Annotated in this window: 15 protein-coding genes; 5 read left to right on the top strand and 10 right to left on the bottom strand. The window is 64.5% G+C overall.

Annotated elements, in window-relative coordinates; genetic code table 11:
• Positions 1-154: 154 nt before the first annotated feature.
• A complete protein-coding gene (locus J1C49_RS17980) occupies positions 155-1,909 on the bottom strand; it encodes an acetolactate synthase 3 large subunit (RefSeq protein ID WP_227447224.1) in 1,755 nt (584 codons plus the stop codon).
• Between the two features lie 441 nt (positions 1,910-2,350).
• On the opposite strand from J1C49_RS17980, the gene J1C49_RS17975 reads away from it, so the two are divergent.
• Both J1C49_RS17975 and J1C49_RS17970 read left to right on the top strand, forming a co-directional pair.
• On the top strand, positions 2,351-2,731 hold the full coding sequence (locus J1C49_RS17975; protein ID WP_227447223.1) for a hypothetical protein: 381 nt from the start codon (positions 2,351-2,353) through the stop codon (positions 2,729-2,731).
• 94 nt (positions 2,732-2,825) lie between these two features.
• On the top strand, positions 2,826-3,041 hold the full coding sequence (locus J1C49_RS17970; RefSeq protein ID WP_227447222.1) for a hypothetical protein: 216 nt from the start codon (positions 2,826-2,828) through the stop codon (positions 3,039-3,041).
• Positions 3,042-3,286: 245 nt separating this feature from the next.
• Here J1C49_RS17970 and J1C49_RS17965 read toward each other — a convergent pair whose 3' ends face one another.
• The gene (locus J1C49_RS17965) at positions 3,287-3,940 is read right to left on the bottom strand and encodes a response regulator transcription factor (protein ID WP_227447221.1); all 654 of its coding nucleotides are present in this window, start codon (positions 3,938-3,940) and stop codon (positions 3,287-3,289) included.
• Positions 3,937-5,361 carry a cache domain-containing protein gene (locus J1C49_RS17960; RefSeq protein ID WP_227447220.1) on the bottom strand — a complete coding sequence of 475 codons (1,425 nt, stop codon included), beginning with the start codon at positions 5,359-5,361 and terminating at the stop codon, positions 3,937-3,939. Before J1C49_RS17960 ends, J1C49_RS17965 begins: the two co-directional genes overlap by 4 nt.
• A gap of 527 nt (positions 5,362-5,888) precedes the next feature.
• Here J1C49_RS17960 and J1C49_RS17955 point away from each other — a divergent pair.
• Positions 5,889-6,704 (top strand): arginyltransferase, encoded by an 816-nt coding sequence (locus tag J1C49_RS17955; protein WP_227447219.1) that lies wholly within the window; start codon positions 5,889-5,891, stop codon positions 6,702-6,704.
• A gap of 719 nt (positions 6,705-7,423) precedes the next feature.
• Here the strand turns inward: J1C49_RS17955 and J1C49_RS17950 are convergent.
• The 6 genes from J1C49_RS17950 to J1C49_RS17925 all read right to left on the bottom strand — a co-directional run bounded on the left by J1C49_RS17950 (position 7,424) and on the right by J1C49_RS17925 (position 14,252).
• Positions 7,424-9,781, bottom strand: a complete 2,358-nt coding sequence (locus J1C49_RS17950) for a TRAP transporter large permease subunit (protein WP_227447218.1) — start codon at positions 9,779-9,781, stop codon at positions 7,424-7,426.
• Between the two features lie 12 nt (positions 9,782-9,793).
• Complete coding sequence (locus J1C49_RS17945) at positions 9,794-10,732, bottom strand: TRAP transporter small permease subunit (RefSeq protein ID WP_227447217.1); 939 nt, start codon at positions 10,730-10,732, stop codon at positions 9,794-9,796.
• Positions 10,733-10,864: 132 nt separating this feature from the next.
• Entirely contained in the window at positions 10,865-11,950 is a 1,086-nt protein-coding gene (locus J1C49_RS17940) for a TRAP transporter substrate-binding protein (RefSeq protein WP_227447216.1), read from the bottom strand.
• 558 nt (positions 11,951-12,508) lie between these two features.
• Complete coding sequence (locus J1C49_RS17935; protein ID WP_227447215.1) at positions 12,509-12,961, bottom strand: RDD family protein; 453 nt, start codon at positions 12,959-12,961, stop codon at positions 12,509-12,511.
• Between the two features lie 146 nt (positions 12,962-13,107).
• Positions 13,108-13,575, bottom strand: coding sequence for a DUF2852 domain-containing protein (locus J1C49_RS17930; RefSeq protein ID WP_227447214.1), 468 nt, complete (start codon positions 13,573-13,575; stop codon positions 13,108-13,110).
• A 209-nt stretch (positions 13,576-13,784) separates the two neighbouring features.
• The gene (locus tag J1C49_RS17925) at positions 13,785-14,252 is read right to left on the bottom strand and encodes a YbaK/EbsC family protein (RefSeq protein ID WP_227447213.1); all 468 of its coding nucleotides are present in this window, start codon (positions 14,250-14,252) and stop codon (positions 13,785-13,787) included.
• A gap of 79 nt (positions 14,253-14,331) precedes the next feature.
• On the opposite strand from J1C49_RS17925, the gene J1C49_RS17920 reads away from it, so the two are divergent.
• Positions 14,332-17,148, top strand: coding sequence for a bifunctional [glutamine synthetase] adenylyltransferase/[glutamine synthetase]-adenylyl-L-tyrosine phosphorylase (locus tag J1C49_RS17920; RefSeq protein ID WP_227447212.1), 2,817 nt, complete (start codon positions 14,332-14,334; stop codon positions 17,146-17,148).
• A complete protein-coding gene (locus J1C49_RS17915; protein WP_227447211.1) occupies positions 17,145-17,417 on the top strand; it encodes a hypothetical protein in 273 nt (90 codons plus the stop codon). Before J1C49_RS17920 ends, J1C49_RS17915 begins: the two co-directional genes overlap by 4 nt.
• A gap of 80 nt (positions 17,418-17,497) precedes the next feature.
• Here the strand turns inward: J1C49_RS17915 and eda are convergent, their stop codons facing one another.
• Positions 17,498-18,145 carry a bifunctional 4-hydroxy-2-oxoglutarate aldolase/2-dehydro-3-deoxy-phosphogluconate aldolase gene (gene eda / locus J1C49_RS17910; protein ID WP_227447239.1) on the bottom strand — a complete coding sequence of 216 codons (648 nt, stop codon included), beginning with the start codon at positions 18,143-18,145 and terminating at the stop codon, positions 17,498-17,500.
• Positions 18,146-18,207 lie beyond the last annotated feature (62 nt).

The raw sequence follows: 18,207 nt of genomic DNA, 5'->3' as shown, positions 1-18,207 counted from the left end.
TCTTGGGCAGAACGGGCCGCAAGGGCAGGGGGGCGGGTCGGTCTCCGGCGCGCAACCGTGCCGCTCAGACGCACGCCCGCAGACTCCAAAAACAGAAAAGGGGCGCGCGGTCTCCCGTGCGCCCCCTTATCCTCGAGCCTTCCGGCGTTGCCGATCAGACGAGAACCGCCCCGCTGGTGCCGATTGCGTCCTTGGTCGACGCATCACCCAGCAGCATCTTGTTATGCGGCTCTCCCGACGGGATCATCGGGAAGCAGTTCTCGTGCTTTTCCACGAGGCAATCAAAAATCACCGGACCATCGTAGTTCAGCATCTCCATGATCGCATCATCCAGATCCGCAGGATCGGAGACCATGATGCCCTTCGCCCCAAACGCCTCGGCGAGCTTCACGAAATCGGGCAGCGCCTCGGACCAGCTGTGCGAATAGCGCTCGCCATGCAGAAGCTCCTGCCACTGGCGCACCATGCCGAGCCGCTCGTTGTTGAGGATGAACTGCTTGACCGGCAGGCGATATTGCACCGCGGTGCCCATTTCCTGCATGTTCATCAGCCAGGAGGCTTCTCCGGCCACGTTGATCACCAAGGCATCGGGATGAGCGATCTGCACCCCGATCGAAGCCGGGAAACCATAGCCCATGGTGCCCAGCCCGCCAGATGTCATCCAGCGGTTGGGATCCTCGAAGCCCAGATACTGCGCCGCCCACATCTGGTGCTGCCCGACCTCGGTGCAGATATAGCGGTCGCGATCCTTCGTCAGCGCTTCGAGCCGGGCCAGCGCGTGCTGCGGCTTGATCGACTGCGGTGACGGCTTGAAGCTCAGGCAATCCACCTTGCGCCACTCGTTGATCTGGGTCCACCATTTCGCGATGGCCTCGCGGTTGACCTTGCGGCCGCGCGACTTCCACAGGTGCAGCGCATCCTCCAGAACATGGCCCACATCGCCGATGATCGGATAATCGGTCTTGATGACCTTGTTGATCGAGCTCGGGTCGATGTCGATATGCGCCTTTTTCGAGTTCGGGCTGAACGCATCCAGCCGGCCGGTGATCCGGTCGTCGAAGCGGGCGCCGACATTGATCATGAGATCGCAGCCATGCATCGCGAGATTTGCCTCATAGAGACCATGCATCCCGAGCATGCCCAGCCAGTTCTTTCCCGACGCCGGATAGGCCCCAAGCCCCATGAGCGTCGAGGTGATCGGGAAACCGGTCGCCTCGACAAATTCGCGCAGAAGCTGGCTCGCCGCAGGGCCGGAATTGATGACCCCGCCGCCGGTGTAGAAAACCGGGCGCTCTGCGGTTTCCATCGCCGCAACGAGCTGTTCGATCAGCGCGGGATCGCCCTTGACCACCGGTTGGTAATGGCGCGTGCTGGCCTTGGGCTTGGCCTGATAGCTCGCGGAGGCAAACTGCACGTCCTTGGGGATGTCCACCAGCACCGGGCCAGGCCGGCCAGACGTTGCCACGTGGAACGCCTCGTGGATCGTCGCAGACAAGCGGTCGGTCTCCTTGACCAACCAGTTGTGCTTGGTGCAGGGGCGGGTGATGCCAACCGTGTCGGCCTCCTGGAACGCATCCGAGCCAATCATGAAGGTTGGCACCTGTCCGGTGAGCACAACAATCGGGATCGAGTCCATAAGCGCATCGGTCAGCCCGGTCACCGCATTGGTGGCGCCGGGACCCGAGGTGACAAGCACGACACCGGGCTTGCCGGTGGAGCGGGCATAGCCCTCTGCCGCATGAACCGCGCCCTGTTCGTGGCGGACGAGAATGTGCCGAATCGCGTTCTGCTGGAAGACTTCGTCATAAATCGGTAGCACAGCCCCGCCGGGATAGCCGAATACCGTGTCCACACCCTGCTCGATCAGGGCTTGAACCACCATTTTTGCTCCGGTCATCTGACGTGTCATCGCTGTTCTCCGAATTCGACACTGCGGTTGGCCTGCGTCTGCAAGCGTCGGTTTGTTGGGCGAAATCTCTGGGTATCGGGCATAGCATCGGGCATAAAAAAACCCCCGGTTTTGAGGCGGGGGCGCATGGGGTCCTTTTCAGGATGCCGTTACCGGCCCATGCGCCTTGTTCCTACAATGACCAGTACGAGGTTCATCACGATCTCCATCCTTCGCGCGAGCGACATTATGAGCGGGGGCGGGAGGCGTCAACACTCAACGCCCGAAAAAATCTGTCTCTGGGTGCGTTTTTTCTTTCCGAATGTTTCGTGGGATCGGCGCAAGTGGCAGGGTTTCGCTGAATGCGCAGGCTGCTGTGCATCTGCGCACCATTTGACTGTGGACAGGGCGTCTCGCGCAGTTAAACTGAACCGGACAGTTTATCTACAGGGGGAGCGCCCGATGATCCGAAAACACGGCTCCGATTTCCATATGGGCAAGGCTTTGCTGCTTGCGGCGGCGATCGTGCTGGGACTGTGCGTCGGTCCGGTGCAGGCCGCACAAGACCTGCGAATGACCCTCGAAAACAGGATCTTCCTGGCCGATGTGGCCGGGCAACCGGTGGAGGCCCGCTTTCTCACACAGGGACGTTTGGTGCTCGAAACGCCGACCCGTCAGACTGAAGGGCATTGGTATACGCGCGGCGATCGTCTCTGCCTTGCGCTTCCCAACGGCGAGACCGCGCAGCTCCGGTGTCATGTGCTCGCGCAGATCGATGCCACCACGTTGCAGTCCGATAACGGTGTGACACTGGTTCGGATAGCCGCCGTTCCGCCGCTCTGACATTGCAACATCCAAACGCGCAGACGTGATTTGAACGCGAGTGACGGATCGGTCAAACTGAACTCAAAGCACTTCAACCCCGCAGGAGGTCACCATGACCCGCACTGTGTTTCATAGAGATTTTACCTTGTGCAAGGCGGCTCTTCTTGCAGCCCTGATCGGCGTGGCCGCGTGGATGGGCGATGTCCCGCATGGCAGTTATGGCGTCGCAGAGGAGCGCAGCGCGCCGCAAACCATGCGGATCATTCCCGCTGCGGTCCTGTTTTTCGGGCTGGATTGCGACACGGACAAGACCGGCGTCGCGCTCTGAGCGCCTGATGCCCCGGCAACGGGGTCTGCGCCGCGATCTGCATAGGCGGCGCCCCTTGCCCGTTCAACAGTGCGTCTGCCCTGAGCCTGTCGACCCTGAACCGGTCGTTGTGCTGGCGCCGTTTTCGCTCATGCCGCAACGGTTTAAGCGTGCTGTCTCTCGCGTTCGCCGGCTTCATTCTTTCGGGCCATCCCGTCCGGCGATGAGTCCGGCGCAGGACGCCTCTCTGTCTCGCCGGTCTGCGCTCAGAGATTCGCACCCGTTCCCTGCAACACGCCATGCTCCAGCGCGTAGCGTGTCAGGCCAGCGGTCGAGCTGATCCCGAGCTTGCGTTTGATGTTCTTGCGATGTGTTTCCACCGTGCGCACGGAGATCGACAGCGCGAGCGCGACTTCCTTGTTGGACTTGCCCTGCGCCAGCTGCAACAGAACGGTCTGTTCGCGCGTGGTAAGCGCTTCGCCTGCCTGCCGGGTGGGCGGCGAGAGCGCCCCTTCCGCCCCGGTGCAGAGATACCGGCCGCCGGACATGACCGTGTCGATGGCCGCCTTGATCTCGTCGGTCGGCACGTCCTTGAGCACATAGCCCCGCGCGCCATGGTTCAGGGCCGTGGTGATGTATTCCGGCGAATCATGCATCGAAAACACGAGGATACGTGTTTCGGGATGCTCTTCGAGGATCAGTTCGGTGGCGGAAAGCCCGCCCACGCCGGGCATGTTGAGATCCATCAGGATCACGTCCGGCCGCAGTTCCGAGACCTTGTCGATCACTTGCTGCCCATCCGACAGCGTCGCCACCACCTCGAGGTCGTCATAGCTTTCAAGAATGGCTTCGATGCCTTCGGCCACCATCGGATGGTCGTCGACGACCACAACACGGATGGCCGGGTTTTGGTGTGTCATGCCTGCACCTGCGTTCGGATTGTCTGGCCGCCATCTTCGGGTGGCAGCATATGTGTAAGCGGCACCTGTGCTTCGATCACCGTGCCCGAGCGCGAGGACAGCACGCGCAGCGTGCCGCCAAGCTGGTCCATGCGTTCCTGCATGTTGCGCAGCCCGATCCCGGCCCGCGCGTCGCGCGAGCGGTCTGACATGCCGCGCCCGTCATCGGCAATGCGCAAGGTCGCGCCGGCGCGATGGCCGCGCAGGTCGATATCGACACGGGTTGCGCCCGCGTGACGCTCCACATTGGTGAGCGCTTCCTGCGCGATGCGATACAGCGCAATCTTGGCGTCCTGATCGAGCCGGTTGCGGAACACAACCGTGTCGAACCGCGTCTCGATCTGGGTGCGCGACTGAAAATCGTCGGCCAGCGCCTTGATCGCGGGACCAAGGCCCAGATCGTCGAGCACGCCGGGGCGCAGGTCGCGGCTGATCCGCCGCACCTCGTTGATGGCCTCGCCGAGGTGGTCGATCCCGCGTGTCAGCGTCTCCTCGGCGCGCTCATCCCCGCTCGCGACCCTGCGCCGGGTGATGTCGAGCGCATATTTCACGCCAACGAGGATCTGGCTGATCCCGTCATGCAATTCGCGGGCCACGCGCCCGCGCTCTTCTTCCTGCGCATCGAAAACCCGCTGCGTGAGCAGCTTGAGCTTGGCATCCGCCAGCCGGCGCTCGCGGATGTTGAGGAAAAGGCCCGAGCAGAAGACCAGCAGCAAGGCCGCCAGCGTGATCACACCGATATAGAGGAATGTGCGTTGCACCCGCGCTTCCACATCGGCACGCGCAGCCGCCACGGTTTCGAGAATATCGTCGATGAACACCCCCGTGCCCACCGCCCATCGCCAGGAGGGCAGGGAGGTCACATAGGTGATCATCCGCGCCTCTTCTCCGGTCGATGGTTTGGGCCAGAGATGCTCCACATAGCCCGCGCCCGACCGCGCCGTGAAAATGAATTCCTGCACCACGGGTGTGCCTTCGGCATCGCGGAGATCCCACCAGTTTTCATTGATCATATGGGTCTGGCGCGGTGACACGAGGTTTGTGCCCTCGTAGTCATACACAAAAAAGAACCCCTCATCGCCATAGATCATGGCGGAGAAAATCTGCATGACCTGGTCCTTGGCGTCTTCGTCATCCGGCGCGGCGGACCCGTAGACGAAGTAGAACCCGTTGCGCGCTTGCGTCACGTAGTTGCGCAGCTCGCTCTTCTTGGCTTCGATCAGCTGGGTTTCGAGGCCCCGGATTTCGCGTTCTGCCAATGCACGGGATTGCGCGGCCACCAACACGGCAATGGCCGAAACCGCCAGCACCAGCGGCAGCGAGGCGAGCAGAAACAGTTTCTGCCCATAGGAAAGGGGCAATCGGGGCCAATGCACAGGCATAAGGCAAGCTTATGCCCAGTGCCGTGCAACTGTGCAATCGGATGCTGCGTCGCATCATGGCGTCGAGGGGGTCAAGGCCGATTGGCCGCGACCGTGCGAGGCGGTGCCTGCGGCCCTGCGTTGCGCGACCCAAAGCGTGACCCACGCGTAGTGCCGCTCTACACACTCGGCGCCGCTTGGCATGCCGTCCCGCCTGGCACACCCGCCCGCTGTCCGGGCGCCGGCCCCGCTCGCACACCGTCGCCACGCGATTCAGGACGGGCAGCGACGCCCGCTAGTGCACCACATCCGCACCCCGTCCCTCCGGGGGGGGGCCCACGACGCACCCGGCCCACGCCGCACCCGGCCCGCGCCGCACCCGGCCCCTGGCCGTCAACCGGCATCCCGGTCTGGCCCCTTTGTTTGCGGCGGCCCGCGCCCTATCTCGCTCAGGAACGGGAAACGGGGTGTTTCCAGCCACAGGTGGGGGTTGGCGCTCTCTCCGAGGCTTGATACCGTGACCCCAACGCCACTCTGGGATCCGCTTGATGCGCCACTCATTGCCCCTTGCGCCGCAGTTCTACGTGACTGCGCCACAGCCTTGTCCCTATCTCGAGGGCCGTATGGAGCGGAAGCTCTTCACGGCGCTTCAGGGCGACAATGCCCAGCCCCTCAATGACAGCCTGTCCAAGCAGGGCTTCCGCCGCTCGCAGAACGTGCTCTACCGGCCGTCCTGTTCCGATTGCGCGGCCTGCATGTCCGCGCGGATCGTCGCGGCGGATTTCAAACCGTCCAAGAGCCAACGCCGCACCAACCGGCGCAATGCGGACCTCGTGCGCCGGGTCTCCAGCCCATGGGCGACAGAAGATCAATACGATCTGTTCCGCCGTTATCTGGACGCACGCCACGCGACCGGGGGCATGGCGGATATGGACGTGTTCGAATTCGCGGCCATGATCGAGGAAACCCCGATCCGCAGTCGCGTGATCGAATATTCCGATGCGAAAACCGGCGATCTGGTCGCTGTCTGCCTGACCGACATGCTCGATGACGGGCTGTCTATGGTGTACAGCTTTTACGATCCGACCCGTGAAAAAGCATCGCTGGGCACCTGGATGATCCTCGATCACGTGGATATCGCGCGCCAGAGCGGGCTGCCCTATGTCTATCTCGGCTACTGGGTGCCCGGAAGCGACAAGATGGGCTACAAGGCCCAGTTCGACGCGCTCGAGGTGCACCGCGCGGGCCAATGGGAACGCCTCCGCGCGCCGGAAGCCTACGAGGCGGAAATGCACCCGCTCTCCACCGATCCGATTGCCGAACAGGTCGCCAATATCTCCTTGCCGGGCAGCACACGGGTCTGATCCCTCTTACGACTTGGCACGACACGGCACGACACGGTGCATAAGGCGTGAAGCCACCGGGTTCTCCGGCGGGGGTGGGACCGTGTCTTCACCCTGTTGCGGGGATGCGCGCATGGTGAAGGCAGCCACCGGCGTGGTGCAAAGGCTGGCATGCCGTCGAGGATCGGATGGACAGTATTGAGAGGCCGGGCTGCGGCCTGTCCCCGCCAACCGGACCGCGGCAGCGTTGAACGCGAATCACGTGAGACCAGTCCTACGCGTCGTCTAGCGGCCACATAGCCAGATCGCCCCGCCAAGCGTGGCGCCGCCGCGCGCCGCCGCCGCCCCTCGCAAGGACCACGCAAACACCGAAAGGCCAGCACGCCAACAGAACCCGGTGCCCCGGCACAGGCGGGACCGTGCACCGCGGGGCGCGAGGGCAGGTGACGCCGGGCGCGGTTTTCGGACCCTTTGCAGAACGACCGGCGGGCTTGTGCGTGGCGACAGAGCGTCAGGGAGCGCCCGCGACGGATCAAGAGACAGGCACCGCAACACGCGCCGCGGGTCCCTTGGCTGGCACCCCGGCCATGTCTTGGCGCGCGCCGCCGCACTCCGCGCCGCCGCTCTTTCCGCGCCTCAACCAGCAAGACCGGCCACAGTCCTGCAACGGAAAACGCCCGCCCCGGAAAGTCCGGAACGGGCGGTTTGGGAGGCGTCTCGCCCCAGTATCCGCGCTCGCGTCAGGGGATCAGATCAGGGATGATCGTGACGATCCCCGGGAAGAACCACAGCAGCGCCAGACCAAAGACCTGGATCAGCACGAAGGGGATCACACCGCGATAGATATGCCCGGTCGTGACTTCCTTCGGTGCAACCCCGCGCAGATAGAACAGCGCAAAGCCGAAGGGCGGGGTCAGGAACGAGGTTTGCAGGTTCACCGCGATCATGATGGTCACCCATTTCGGATCGAAATGCGCGCCGTAGATCACCGGTCCGACAATCGGCACCACGATGTAGATGATCTCGAGGAAGTCGAGCACGAAGCCGAGGATGAAGAGGATGATCATCACGATGATGAAGGCCGTCGCCGGATCCTCGAAGCTGCGCAGGAACTGCTGGATGTAATGCTCTCCGCCGAAGGAGATCACCACGAGGTTCAGCAATTGCGACGCGATGAGGATGGTAAAAACCATGCTCGTCACCTTGGCCGTCTCCCGCACAGCCGGCGTCAGCACGCCGGAGCGATACAGAACCCAGCAGGAGAACAGCAGCCCGAACAGCGCGTAGAGATACAGGGCATTGGCGAAGGCAAAGGCGGCCCAGCTTTCCGCCGAAACGGTCTCCGTGTTGATGCGCAGATCGAAGTTGATTCCGACGAGAATCAGCAGCACCACCGCGAGGGTCGACCAGATGATCACCTTCGGGCTGCGGTCTTCGTCCTTCAGCTTGCGGTAGGCGGCGAGCATGATGGCGCCCGCTGCGCCGAGCGCGGCGGCCGGTGTCGGGTTGGTGATGCCGCCCAGGATGGAGCCCAGCACCGCAACGATGAGGATCAGCGGCGGGAACACCACACGCAGCAACTCGTTCTGCGCCAGACGCAGCATGGCGTGATAGCAGCCATAGAGCGTCAATGCCCAGGGAAGCGCCATGGCCAGCACCGTCGCCGACGAGGAGGAGAGCGGTCCGATGAAGAGCGTATCCACGATCAGGCCAAGCACGATCCCGCCCGCACCGATCATCAGCGGCGTCGGGTCGGACGAGGGCGAGATGCCCCGCGCAATCGACAGGATTAGACCAAAGATCACCGCGAGGATGGCCAGCCCGGTCCCGATGGGGGCCGCATCGGCCACCGCCTGCTCGCGCAGGTCGGAGATTTCATCATCCGTGCGGCGTGTGCTTTCCTGTGCGCCGCCGGCGCTGTCGATGGCCTGTTGCTCGGCCACCGCCGCGTCCCAGGCCTCCTGTCCATGAAGCTCGATCATCGCTTGCTGGCAAGGCTCGTCCACATTCGTCCGCAAGGAGGCGGATTCCCCCACGTCCGAGAAGCTCGAAATCGTGGTGGACTGGCTGCCGACGATGTTGACCTGTGCAAACAGCATCGTGCCCGCGATCAGCGCAATCGGCACACCCAGATACCAGGTGAAGGCCTCGCCACGGGTGACCGGCTCGTTATTGGCACTGCCCAATTCCACGGCCGGAGCCTTGGAGGGGTTCAACATGGCAAAGCCGAACGCATAGGCCGCATAGAGACCGGCAAGCAGAATACCGGGCAGCAATGCCGCCTGGAACAGCGTGCCAACCGACAGAACCGCCGGTTCGCCAAGATAGGTCAGCGCGTCGGTGCACCCGGCAAGCTGTGCGCGGCTTTCCTGCGCGGAGGAGTAGAGGTCGCCCGCCAGCGTGCCCAGCAGGACGATCACGATCGAGGGCGGAATGATCTGGCCGAGCGTGCCCGAGGCCGCGATCACACCGGTCGCCAATTCCGGCGAATAGTTGTTGCGCAGCATGGTCGGCAGGGCCAGCAGCCCCATGGTCACCACGGTCGCGCCGACGATGCCCGTCGAGGCGGCGAGGAACGCACCCACAACGACGATGGACACCGCAAGACCGCCGGGCAGGGGGCCAAAGACCCGCGCCATGGTGGTCAGCAGGTCATTGGCGATCTTGGAGCGTTCGAGCACGATCCCCATGAGAACGAACATCAGGACCGCAAGCAGCGTCTCGATGCTCTGACCGGCGATCACCCGTTCGTTGATCCGGTTCGTGATGCCCGCGATCACCCGCTTGAGCGCGTCCTGCGCGCTGCCGTCGGGGAAGATCGACTCCGTCGCCACCCTTGGCAGATCCGGATGCGTAAAGACCGATATCCCCTTGGCCGGTATACCGCTGGCAACCAGCGCATTATAGGCCTCCGAGCCTGTATCGATGGCCTGGTGTATGAGCAGTCCCGCGCTGTCGAGCGCGGCAATCACGCCAAAGCTCAGAACGCCCGCGCCGCCGATGGCAAAGGCCACCGGGAAGCCCGACAGAATGGCCGAGAAGAGCAGCAAGAATACGATGATCAGGCCGATCTCGACGCCGTCTAGTCCGAATATCATGTGTCCTGCCCCTTAGAATTCCGCGTGATCGTAGGGTTCTTCACCCTGCTCGAGCACGTCCTTGTCGAGATATTTGCCTTCGGATTCGGGGCCTTCCTTCCATTCAAGATACGAGCGGTAGAAGAACGCCCAGGCATGGATGAAGATCATGCCAACCATGACGATCATCAGGATCTTGAAGAGGAAATACCCGGTGAAGCCGTTGGGCGAGAAGCCGATGGTTTCCACGTTCCAGCGCACCGCGCGCGCCTTGAGCGCCAGCCGTTCGATCGGATCGGTCGGTGCCACTGGTGGCACGATGAGCGAGCGCCACATGAAAAACCATGTGTACATCCACACAAGCGTGGCCACAGGCAGCATAAAGACAAGGCTGCCGAACATGTCGATGGCGCGCTTGGTCCGGAACTTGACCGCCGAGTACACGAGATCGACACGGACATGGCCGCCCTGCACGAATGTGTAGGTCAGGCACAGGCAGACCACCATGGCATTGTAGAGCTTGAGCTCTTCGGCAAACCAGGAAATGTCGAACTGGAGCGGGATGCCGAACCCGATGGAGATGTCCGGCCGGGTGAAGATCCGCTGCATCAGCACAATGATCACCTGTTGCAGCACCATCAGCAGGCCCGCCCAGGCAAAGAAACGGCCCACGGTGTTGGCGAAGCCTTCCAGCGCCCGCACGACGCCCCAGAGGAACTCGTTGCGCCAGACACCGACGATGAAGATCGCGAGGAAGGTGACAATGACCGCAAAGAAGAACTCAACCGACGCGCCGTAATAGACGAACATCATCAGCGACGTCTTGTCTTCGGTCGTGTTGTTCCAGGTCAGCCAGTCCAGCCAGCTTGCCGGATGCGTGATCGCATAACCGATATTGTAAAAGGAAAGCGCCAGATTCTCCAGGATCCACAGGATCCAGCCGAACAGGCCTGTTGCGCCGTCTTCTTCCATAGTCTGTCCCCCCAGAGCCGCGGGGCTCATGCGCACGGGTCAGGTCCGTCGCACAGAGCTCAAGGCATCCGTCGTCACGTCAGAGAGCCCCTGCGATCCAGGGGCCCTCCGGGTTTTCTAGCATTGTATGGCTTAGCCGCCCAGCACACGCACGCGCTGTTCGATGTAGTAGCCGTCCGACTTCTGAATCCAGGACGCGGACTGCGCGAGGCTGGCTTCGAAGCTGTTGCGGATCTTGGCGAACAGCTCGTCGTTCATGTTTTCGTCCATGACTTCCTTGGAGGCCGCGCCGAACGCGTCCCACACGTCGTCGGAGAACTGGAGCGTCTTGACACCCTGGCTCTGCAGGCGGGCGAGCGCGGCACCGTTATTGGCCAGCGTCTCGGACAGCTGCAGATGCGTGGTCGCCATGGAGGCGTAGCGCAGGATCGCCTTGTGCGTGTCGGACAGCTCGTTCCAGACGTCGAGGTTGATCGAGGAGGCCAGTGCCGAGCCCGGCTCGTGGAAACCGGCGGTGTAGTAGACCTTCGCCACTTCCTGGAAGCCGGCGCGCTCGTCGGCCATCGGGCCAACCCACTCCAGACCGTCCAGAGCACCGGAGGACAGCGCCTGGTAGAGTTCGCCGCCGGGGATGTTCTGCACCGAGGCGCCCATCTTCCCGAGCACCTGGCCACCGAGGCCCGGCATGCGGAATTTCAGGCCGTTGAAGTCGTCTGCAGAGGTGATCTCGTTGCGGAACCAGCCACCGGACTGCGAGCCGGAGTTGCCTGCCAGCATGCCCTTGAGGTTGAAGATCTGGCCCAGCTCGTCATGCAGGGCTTCGCCGCCGCCATGGTAGTACCAGTTGGTCACTTCCTGCGCGGTGCCGCCAAACGGCACGGCGGTGAAATAGGCATAACCCGGGTGCTGACCGATGAAGTAGTAGTCAGCCGAGTGATAGAGGTCCGCCTGGCCCGAGGACACCGCGTCAAACACTTCAAACGCGCCGACAAGCTCGCCCGGAGCTTTCTTGTCGATGGTGAGCGAGCCGCCGGACAGCTCATCGACCATGGTGTTGAAATAGGTTGCCGCGTCGTCGAGAACCGCGAAACCGCGCGGCCACGAGGTGACCATTGTGAGCGTGCGCGTGCCCTGTGCCAGCGCCGGAGCGGCGAGACCGGATGCAGCGGCAGCACCTGCGCCGACTGTGGACGCTTTCAGAAATGAACGACGATCCATGTTTTTCCTCCCGTTGGATAGATGCAGACCAGCGCCCCTCGCGCTGCCCTGCGGATCGGTTACGTTCGGCCACCCTAGAAGCGGCGCGCCGCAAGGGAAATACCCACCATTACGGAGATGGGCCGCATTTCCGCCAAAAAATGCGCCAAGAAGCCGGTCTTTCGGGCGGATTGGAGGCGCCCGGCGGAGCCTGTGTGCAGGCTGGCCTGCTCTTCGGCCGGTTCCGGCCGCCTCGCGAAAGCCCGACTCGCCGATCTGCATGCCGTGCGATTGGATTGGCCGGAACGACAAAACCCCGGAGCGGGTGCTCCGGGGCGATCGGTTGGGGAGGGGCCCGTCCTGACGGGCTGGCGGTTTTCGGACCGGTCTCTGGATGCGATCGCGCTTTCAGTGCGAGCCGCAACGCGGATCCTGCGTGATGGGCGCGTGCGCTGTTTGATGCCGGCGGCGCTTGGGCGCTTTGCCCCTGTTGGGGGGGGGGCGGCTCAGCGCCCCGTCCTTCATGCGCGGCGGTTCAGCGCCCCTTCCACTAGGCGCGGCGATTCAGCGCCCCATTATTCATGCGCGGCGGTTCAGCGCCACGGTGCCAAGAAACATGTCCACGAGGTTCTGGCCGCGCGGGTTGGTGAACATGAACCCGATGGACACAAGCTGCAGGAGAAAGGTCGACATCAGCACCGTATATCCCAACGTGTGCAGAAAAGCCTGCTGCCCGTCGAGGCGGTGACCGTCGAGGTTGCGCAGCTCGATTGCCATCAGGCGCATGCCCCATGTGGCCGATCCGGAGGACAGCGTCATCCAGCGATAAAAGAAGCCGACCACAAAGAACAGGAAGGGCAGGAAAAAGACCCCGATGAAAGCGGTCATCACCAGCACCGGGATGACCAGAGCCATGATGACGACGAAATCCACGACCCAGGCGAGGCCGCGCTTGATGATCACGCCATCGTAAAAGCCGTGCTGGCGCTCGGGATCGGGCAGGTGGGAAAAAATGTTTGCGCCGGACGTCATGGGGGCCTCTCGTTGCTTGTCCGCCTGAGCGGGATAGGGGGGGGGTGTCTCGTCTCTGCGGCCCCGGTGCCGGGGCCGCGGTGGTCTCGATCCGAACCGTGGCTCGGACCCTGTGTATCATGGGCCACGCCTGCAGCCCAGATCGGTCAGGCGGCCTGGCCGTCGCCATCCGTGCGCGAGGCATCCTTTGCGGCCTCTGCGCGGCGGCGATCCTGGTCATCCATGAACTGGTCGAACTCGGCCTTGTCCTTGGCTTCCCGCAGACGCTGGAGGAAAGCCTCGAACGCGTCCTGCTCATCCTGAAGGCGGCGCAGCGTCTCGGCCTTGTAGGCGTCAAAGGCGTTGTTGCCGCTGGGCCGCATCGTGGTCATGGCCGCGTGGCGGAAGGACCGGTTGTGACGGCTGCTGCAGGATTTCGAAAACATGCGTTTACTCCAGATCATGTAGGCAAGAAGGGCCAGACCGACCGGCCAGAAGAAGACAAATCCCAACACCATGGCGGCGATCCATGCGCCTTTTCCGCGCTGATCGAGCCAGGCTTCGCTGCGGGCGAACCAGGACTGACGCGCCGGGCCGGACGTGTCGTATGTTGCGGTATCGGTGGCGAAACTCATGGGGGTCACTTTCTTTGTCTGATCGGTTTCGGTTGGATGTGAATGCGTTTCACATTACAACAGATCAGCATTGCGTGACCTCAGTTCAAGACGCTATGTGAAGGTTTTTTACATTTTTCGCGTAACGCTCTGACAGAGCTGGATAAATATTGGAACTTGCGGGCCACTCAACAGCCGCATGACCACGCCGAACAGCGCCTCGCCGCGCCTCAAACAGCGAAATCCGCCGCCTGCGCCCCGGTCAGCGCCTGCAACCGAAGCGGGTCAATCCCGAACACGTGACGTGGCGTGCCCGCCGCCGCCCAGACCCGGTCGAAGTCCAGCAGCCTCGGGTCGATCCACGCGCGGACCGGCGTGAGATGACCAACCGGAGACACGCCGCCAATGGCAAAACCGGTCTGCGCCCGCACAAGCGCCGCATCCGCGCGGATCAGCGTCTCACCCACCACGCCAGCCGCCCTGACAGGGTCGACCTGTCTGCCGCCTGCGGTGAGCAAAAGCACCGCGTCGCCGGTGGTTTCGGTGCCAAAGATCATCGACTTGGCAATCTGGTCCAGCGCACAGCCGACGCTTCGCGCGGCATCCGCCGCGGTGCGCGCGTCTCCCACGTCCTCGATTTGCGGGTCGAGACCGGCCGCGATCAGGGCGGATTTCACACGGTTCATACTCTTGCTCATGGGCCAAAGTCCTGCACCGGCCCGGTCCTCAAGGCAAGACGGGATTGCGCTTGGCCGGAAGTTCTGGCCATCTCCGCACATGACGCTTGCAGACCGCATCACCCGCATGCCCCGCGCCCATGAGCCCGAACTCGGCCTCGAAACGCGCGCCGCCGCCCCCTGGGCCGATGGGCCGCTGGCCGACCTTCTTGAAGGGGTCGGCGGGTCGAGCCCCTATCTCAAGTCGCTCATCACCAAGGAAAGCGCCTGGCTCGAAGCGGCCAGCGACGATCCCGATGCCGCCTTCGCCGCGATTGTCCCGGGTCTTGCGGAGGCCGAAGACCTGCCCGTTGCCCTGCGTCAGGCCAAGCGGCGGGTGGCGCTGATCACCGCGCTGTGCGATCTGGCCGGGATCTGGCCGCTGGAAACCGTGACCGGCCATCTCACCCATTTCGCCGACAACGCCACCGATCAGGCGCTGCGCGGCGCCATCGCCCGCGAGATCCGGCGCGGCAAGATCCCCGGTGCCACGCCCGACGATCTCGACAGCGCCGCCGGCATGGTGGTGCTGGCCATGGGCAAGATGGGAGCCGGGGAGTTGAACTACTCCTCCGATATCGACCTGATCTGCCTGTTTGACGAAAGCCGCTTCGACCGCGACGCCTTCCACGAGGCCCGCAGCGCCTTTGTCCGGGCCACCCGCACCATGGCCGCCACCCTCAGCGATCTGACCGGCGACGGCTATGTGTTCCGCACCGACCTGCGCCTGCGGCCCGATCCGGCGGTCACCCCGGTCTGCATGGCGATGGAGGCGGCAGAACGCTACTACGAAAGCCTCGGACGCACATGGGAGCGCGCCGCCTATATCAAGGCCCGGCCCGCCGCCGGGGACATCGCCGCCGGGACGCGGTTCCTCGACAGTCTCACCCCGTTCGTCTGGCGCAAGCATCTCGACTTCGCCGCGATTCAGGATGCCCATGACATGCGCCTCCGGATCCGCGACGCCAAGGGCTATCACGGGCCGATCGACCTGCCGGGCCACGACATGAAACTCGGGCGCGGCGGCATCCGCGAGATCGAGTTCTTTACCCAGACCCGCCAGCTCATTGCCGGCGGGCGCGATCCGGGGTTGCGTGCGCGTGGCACGGTGCCCGGTCTCGACGCGCTTGCGGGCGGCGGCTGGGTGCCGCGCGACGTGGCCGACCGGCTCGCGGCCCATTACCGCGCCCACCGTCTCGTGGAGCACCGGGTCCAGATGGTCGGCGATGCCCAGACGCATGCGCTGCCCAAAAGCGCCGCCGGGTTCGAGCGGCTGGCCTGTCTCATGGCGACGGATGTGGCGTCCCTGCGCGCCGGGCTCAAGGAGCGACTGGAGGACGTGCATCACCTGACGGAAGGGTTCTTCGCGCCGGACGGGGGCGTGAAACGCGCCGGAAAGGACGCTCTTGCGCCCGAAGGCACCGCCACCGGGGACGACCTGCCCGACAGTCTGCGCAACAGCGATATCCCCGCGCGCTGGCCCAGCTACGCGGCGCTGCGCTCGGATCGGGCGCAGGCGCTGTTCAACCGTCTGCGCCCCGTCATCCTGTCCAAACTGGCGCGCGCCGCAAAGCCCGACGAGGCGCTGATGGCCTTTGACAGCTTTCTCGCCGGGCTGCCCGCCGGGGTGCAGCTCTTTTCGCTGTTTCATGCCAATCCGCAGTTGATCGACCTGCTGGTCGATATCACCGCCACCTCGCCGGACCTTGCGAAATACCTTGCGCGGAATGCGCAGGTGTTCGACGCGGTGATCGGCGGGGATTTCTTTGCGCCCTGGCCCGGGCGCGACCGGCTGCGCCGCGATCTGGCCGATGCGCTGGACCACGAGAGCGATTACGAACGTCAGCTCGACCGCGCCCGCCGCTGGGGCAAGGAATGGCATTTCCGCGTCGGCGTGCATTTCCTGCGCGGTCTGATCGACGCCGAGGAGGCCGGCGCCGCCTATGCCGATCTCGCCGAAGCCACACTCGCGGCGCTCTGGCCGGTGGTGCAACGCGAATTCGGGCGCAAGCACGGCGCACCGCCGGGCCGTGGCGCCGTGGTGGTCGGCATGGGATCGCTCGGGGTTCGGCGGCTCAACACCCGGTCGGATCTCGACGTGATCGTGATCTACGACGCCGACGGGGTGGAAACTTCAGACGGGCGCCGCCCTTTGCCTGCGCGCACCTATTACGCGCGCCTCACGCAGGCGCTGGTCACCGCCATGACCGCGCCGATGGCTGAGGGGCGGCTCTACGAGGTCGACATGCGCTTGCGCCCCTCCGGCAATCAGGGGCCGGTGGCCACCTCCTGGGCCGCGTTCCAGGCCTATCAGCGCGAAGAAGCCTGGGTCTGGGAGCATCTCGCCTTGACCCGCGCCCGGGTCGTGGCGGGGCCCGCGGCGCTGGGGGCCGATGTGGAGGCGTTCCGCGCCGAGCTCCTGTCGGAGCCGCGCGCGGCCGCAGAGGTGCTGGCGGCAGTGGCGGATATGCGGGCCCGCATTGCCGGTGCCAAGGGCCGTGGTGGGCCGTGGGAGGCCAAGCTCGGGGCAGGGCGCCTTCAGGAGGTCGAATTGCTCGGACAGGCCGCGGCGCTGATCTCCGGCCGTCCGCTCCGGCAGACCCGCCGCGCGCTGCGTGCCGCCGATTGGCTGGATGTCGGCCAGAAAGAGGCCGTGATCGCCGCGGATCGCCTCTTTTCCACGCTGCATCTCGCCGCACGGCTGGTCAGCGAAGGGCCGCTCGACCCCGAAACGCTGGGGGCTGGCGGGTGCGCGTTTCTGTGCCGGGCGACCGGCGCCGGGGGGATTGCGGAGCTTGAGTCAACATTGGAAAACACCGCCGCCGCGGCCGCAGAGGTGCTCGACGCGGTGCTTCCGTCAACTGGAGACGCAGCATGATCAAGGGCGATGAGACTGACCCCAAGGGCCTGATCCGGGAGGCTTACCGCATCGAGGGGATCACCGAAGGCGAATGCCGCTCGATTTTCCTCGACTGGGCGCTGTCGCTGCCCGACGGCACCGATAGCCGCGCGCTGATCACCCCGTTGCTTGCGCGGTACGACCTGCCCGATCATCCCATGAGCAAGGTGCTGCGCGACGGGCAGGCCGCGGCGTCGCACCCGAAACGCCGCGGTGGATGGCGCAGTCGCGAGCGCCCCGAGGGCTGAGGCCAGCGCGCAAAAGGCCCGCTCCAAAATCCCCGGACCCCGCGGCCCGGGGAGACCGGCCTTGCCCGCCTTTGGCGGACTTAGCGCGTCACCGGAAGCGCCGCCGCCTCGCGGGCCAGCGCTTCGATGCCGGCCCAATCGCCCGCCGCCATTTTGTCCTTGGGGGCGACCCAGCTGCCGCCGACACAGAGCGTGTTGGGCAGGCCGAGATAGACCGGCGCATTGCTCAGCGATACACCGCCCGTCGGGCAGAATCGCACCTGCGGGATCGGGGCGCCGATGGCCTTCAGGGCCGGTGCGCCGCCATTGGCTTCAGCCGGAAAGAACTTCTGCACCGTGTAGCCGCGCTCCAGCAACCGCATCGCCTCCGACGCGGTCGCAGCACCAGGCAGGAGCGGCAGGTCGGCGCCCTCGCAGGCGTCCAGCAGGTGGTCGGTCGCGCCCGGCGACACGCCGAACCGCGCGCCCGCGTCCACTGCACGGCTCACGTCCTGCGGCGTCAGCAAGGTGCCCGCCCCAACGATGCCGCCTTCGACCTTGGCCATCTCGGAAATCGCGTCGAGTGCTTCCGGGGTGCGCAAGGTCACCTCCAGCACCGGCAATCCACCGGCCACAAGCGCTTCGGCCAGCGGGCGGGCCAGCGAGACGTCATCGATCACCAGAACCGGGATCACAGGGGCAAGCCGACAGAGCTTTTCGCTCTCCTGGCTGGCAATGTCGGGGGTCATCATGGGCGGGGCTCCATTTGTCTGAAAGCGAAGTCTGGCATGTCTCCGGTGCGGCGGGCGCT

The sequence above is a fragment of the Cognatishimia sp. F0-27 genome (assembly GCF_020667845.1).
Classification (GTDB): domain Bacteria; phylum Pseudomonadota; class Alphaproteobacteria; order Rhodobacterales; family Rhodobacteraceae; genus JAFMPQ01.
Note: the sequence above shows the minus strand (reverse complement) of the source record. Positions and strands in the feature narration are given on the sequence as shown.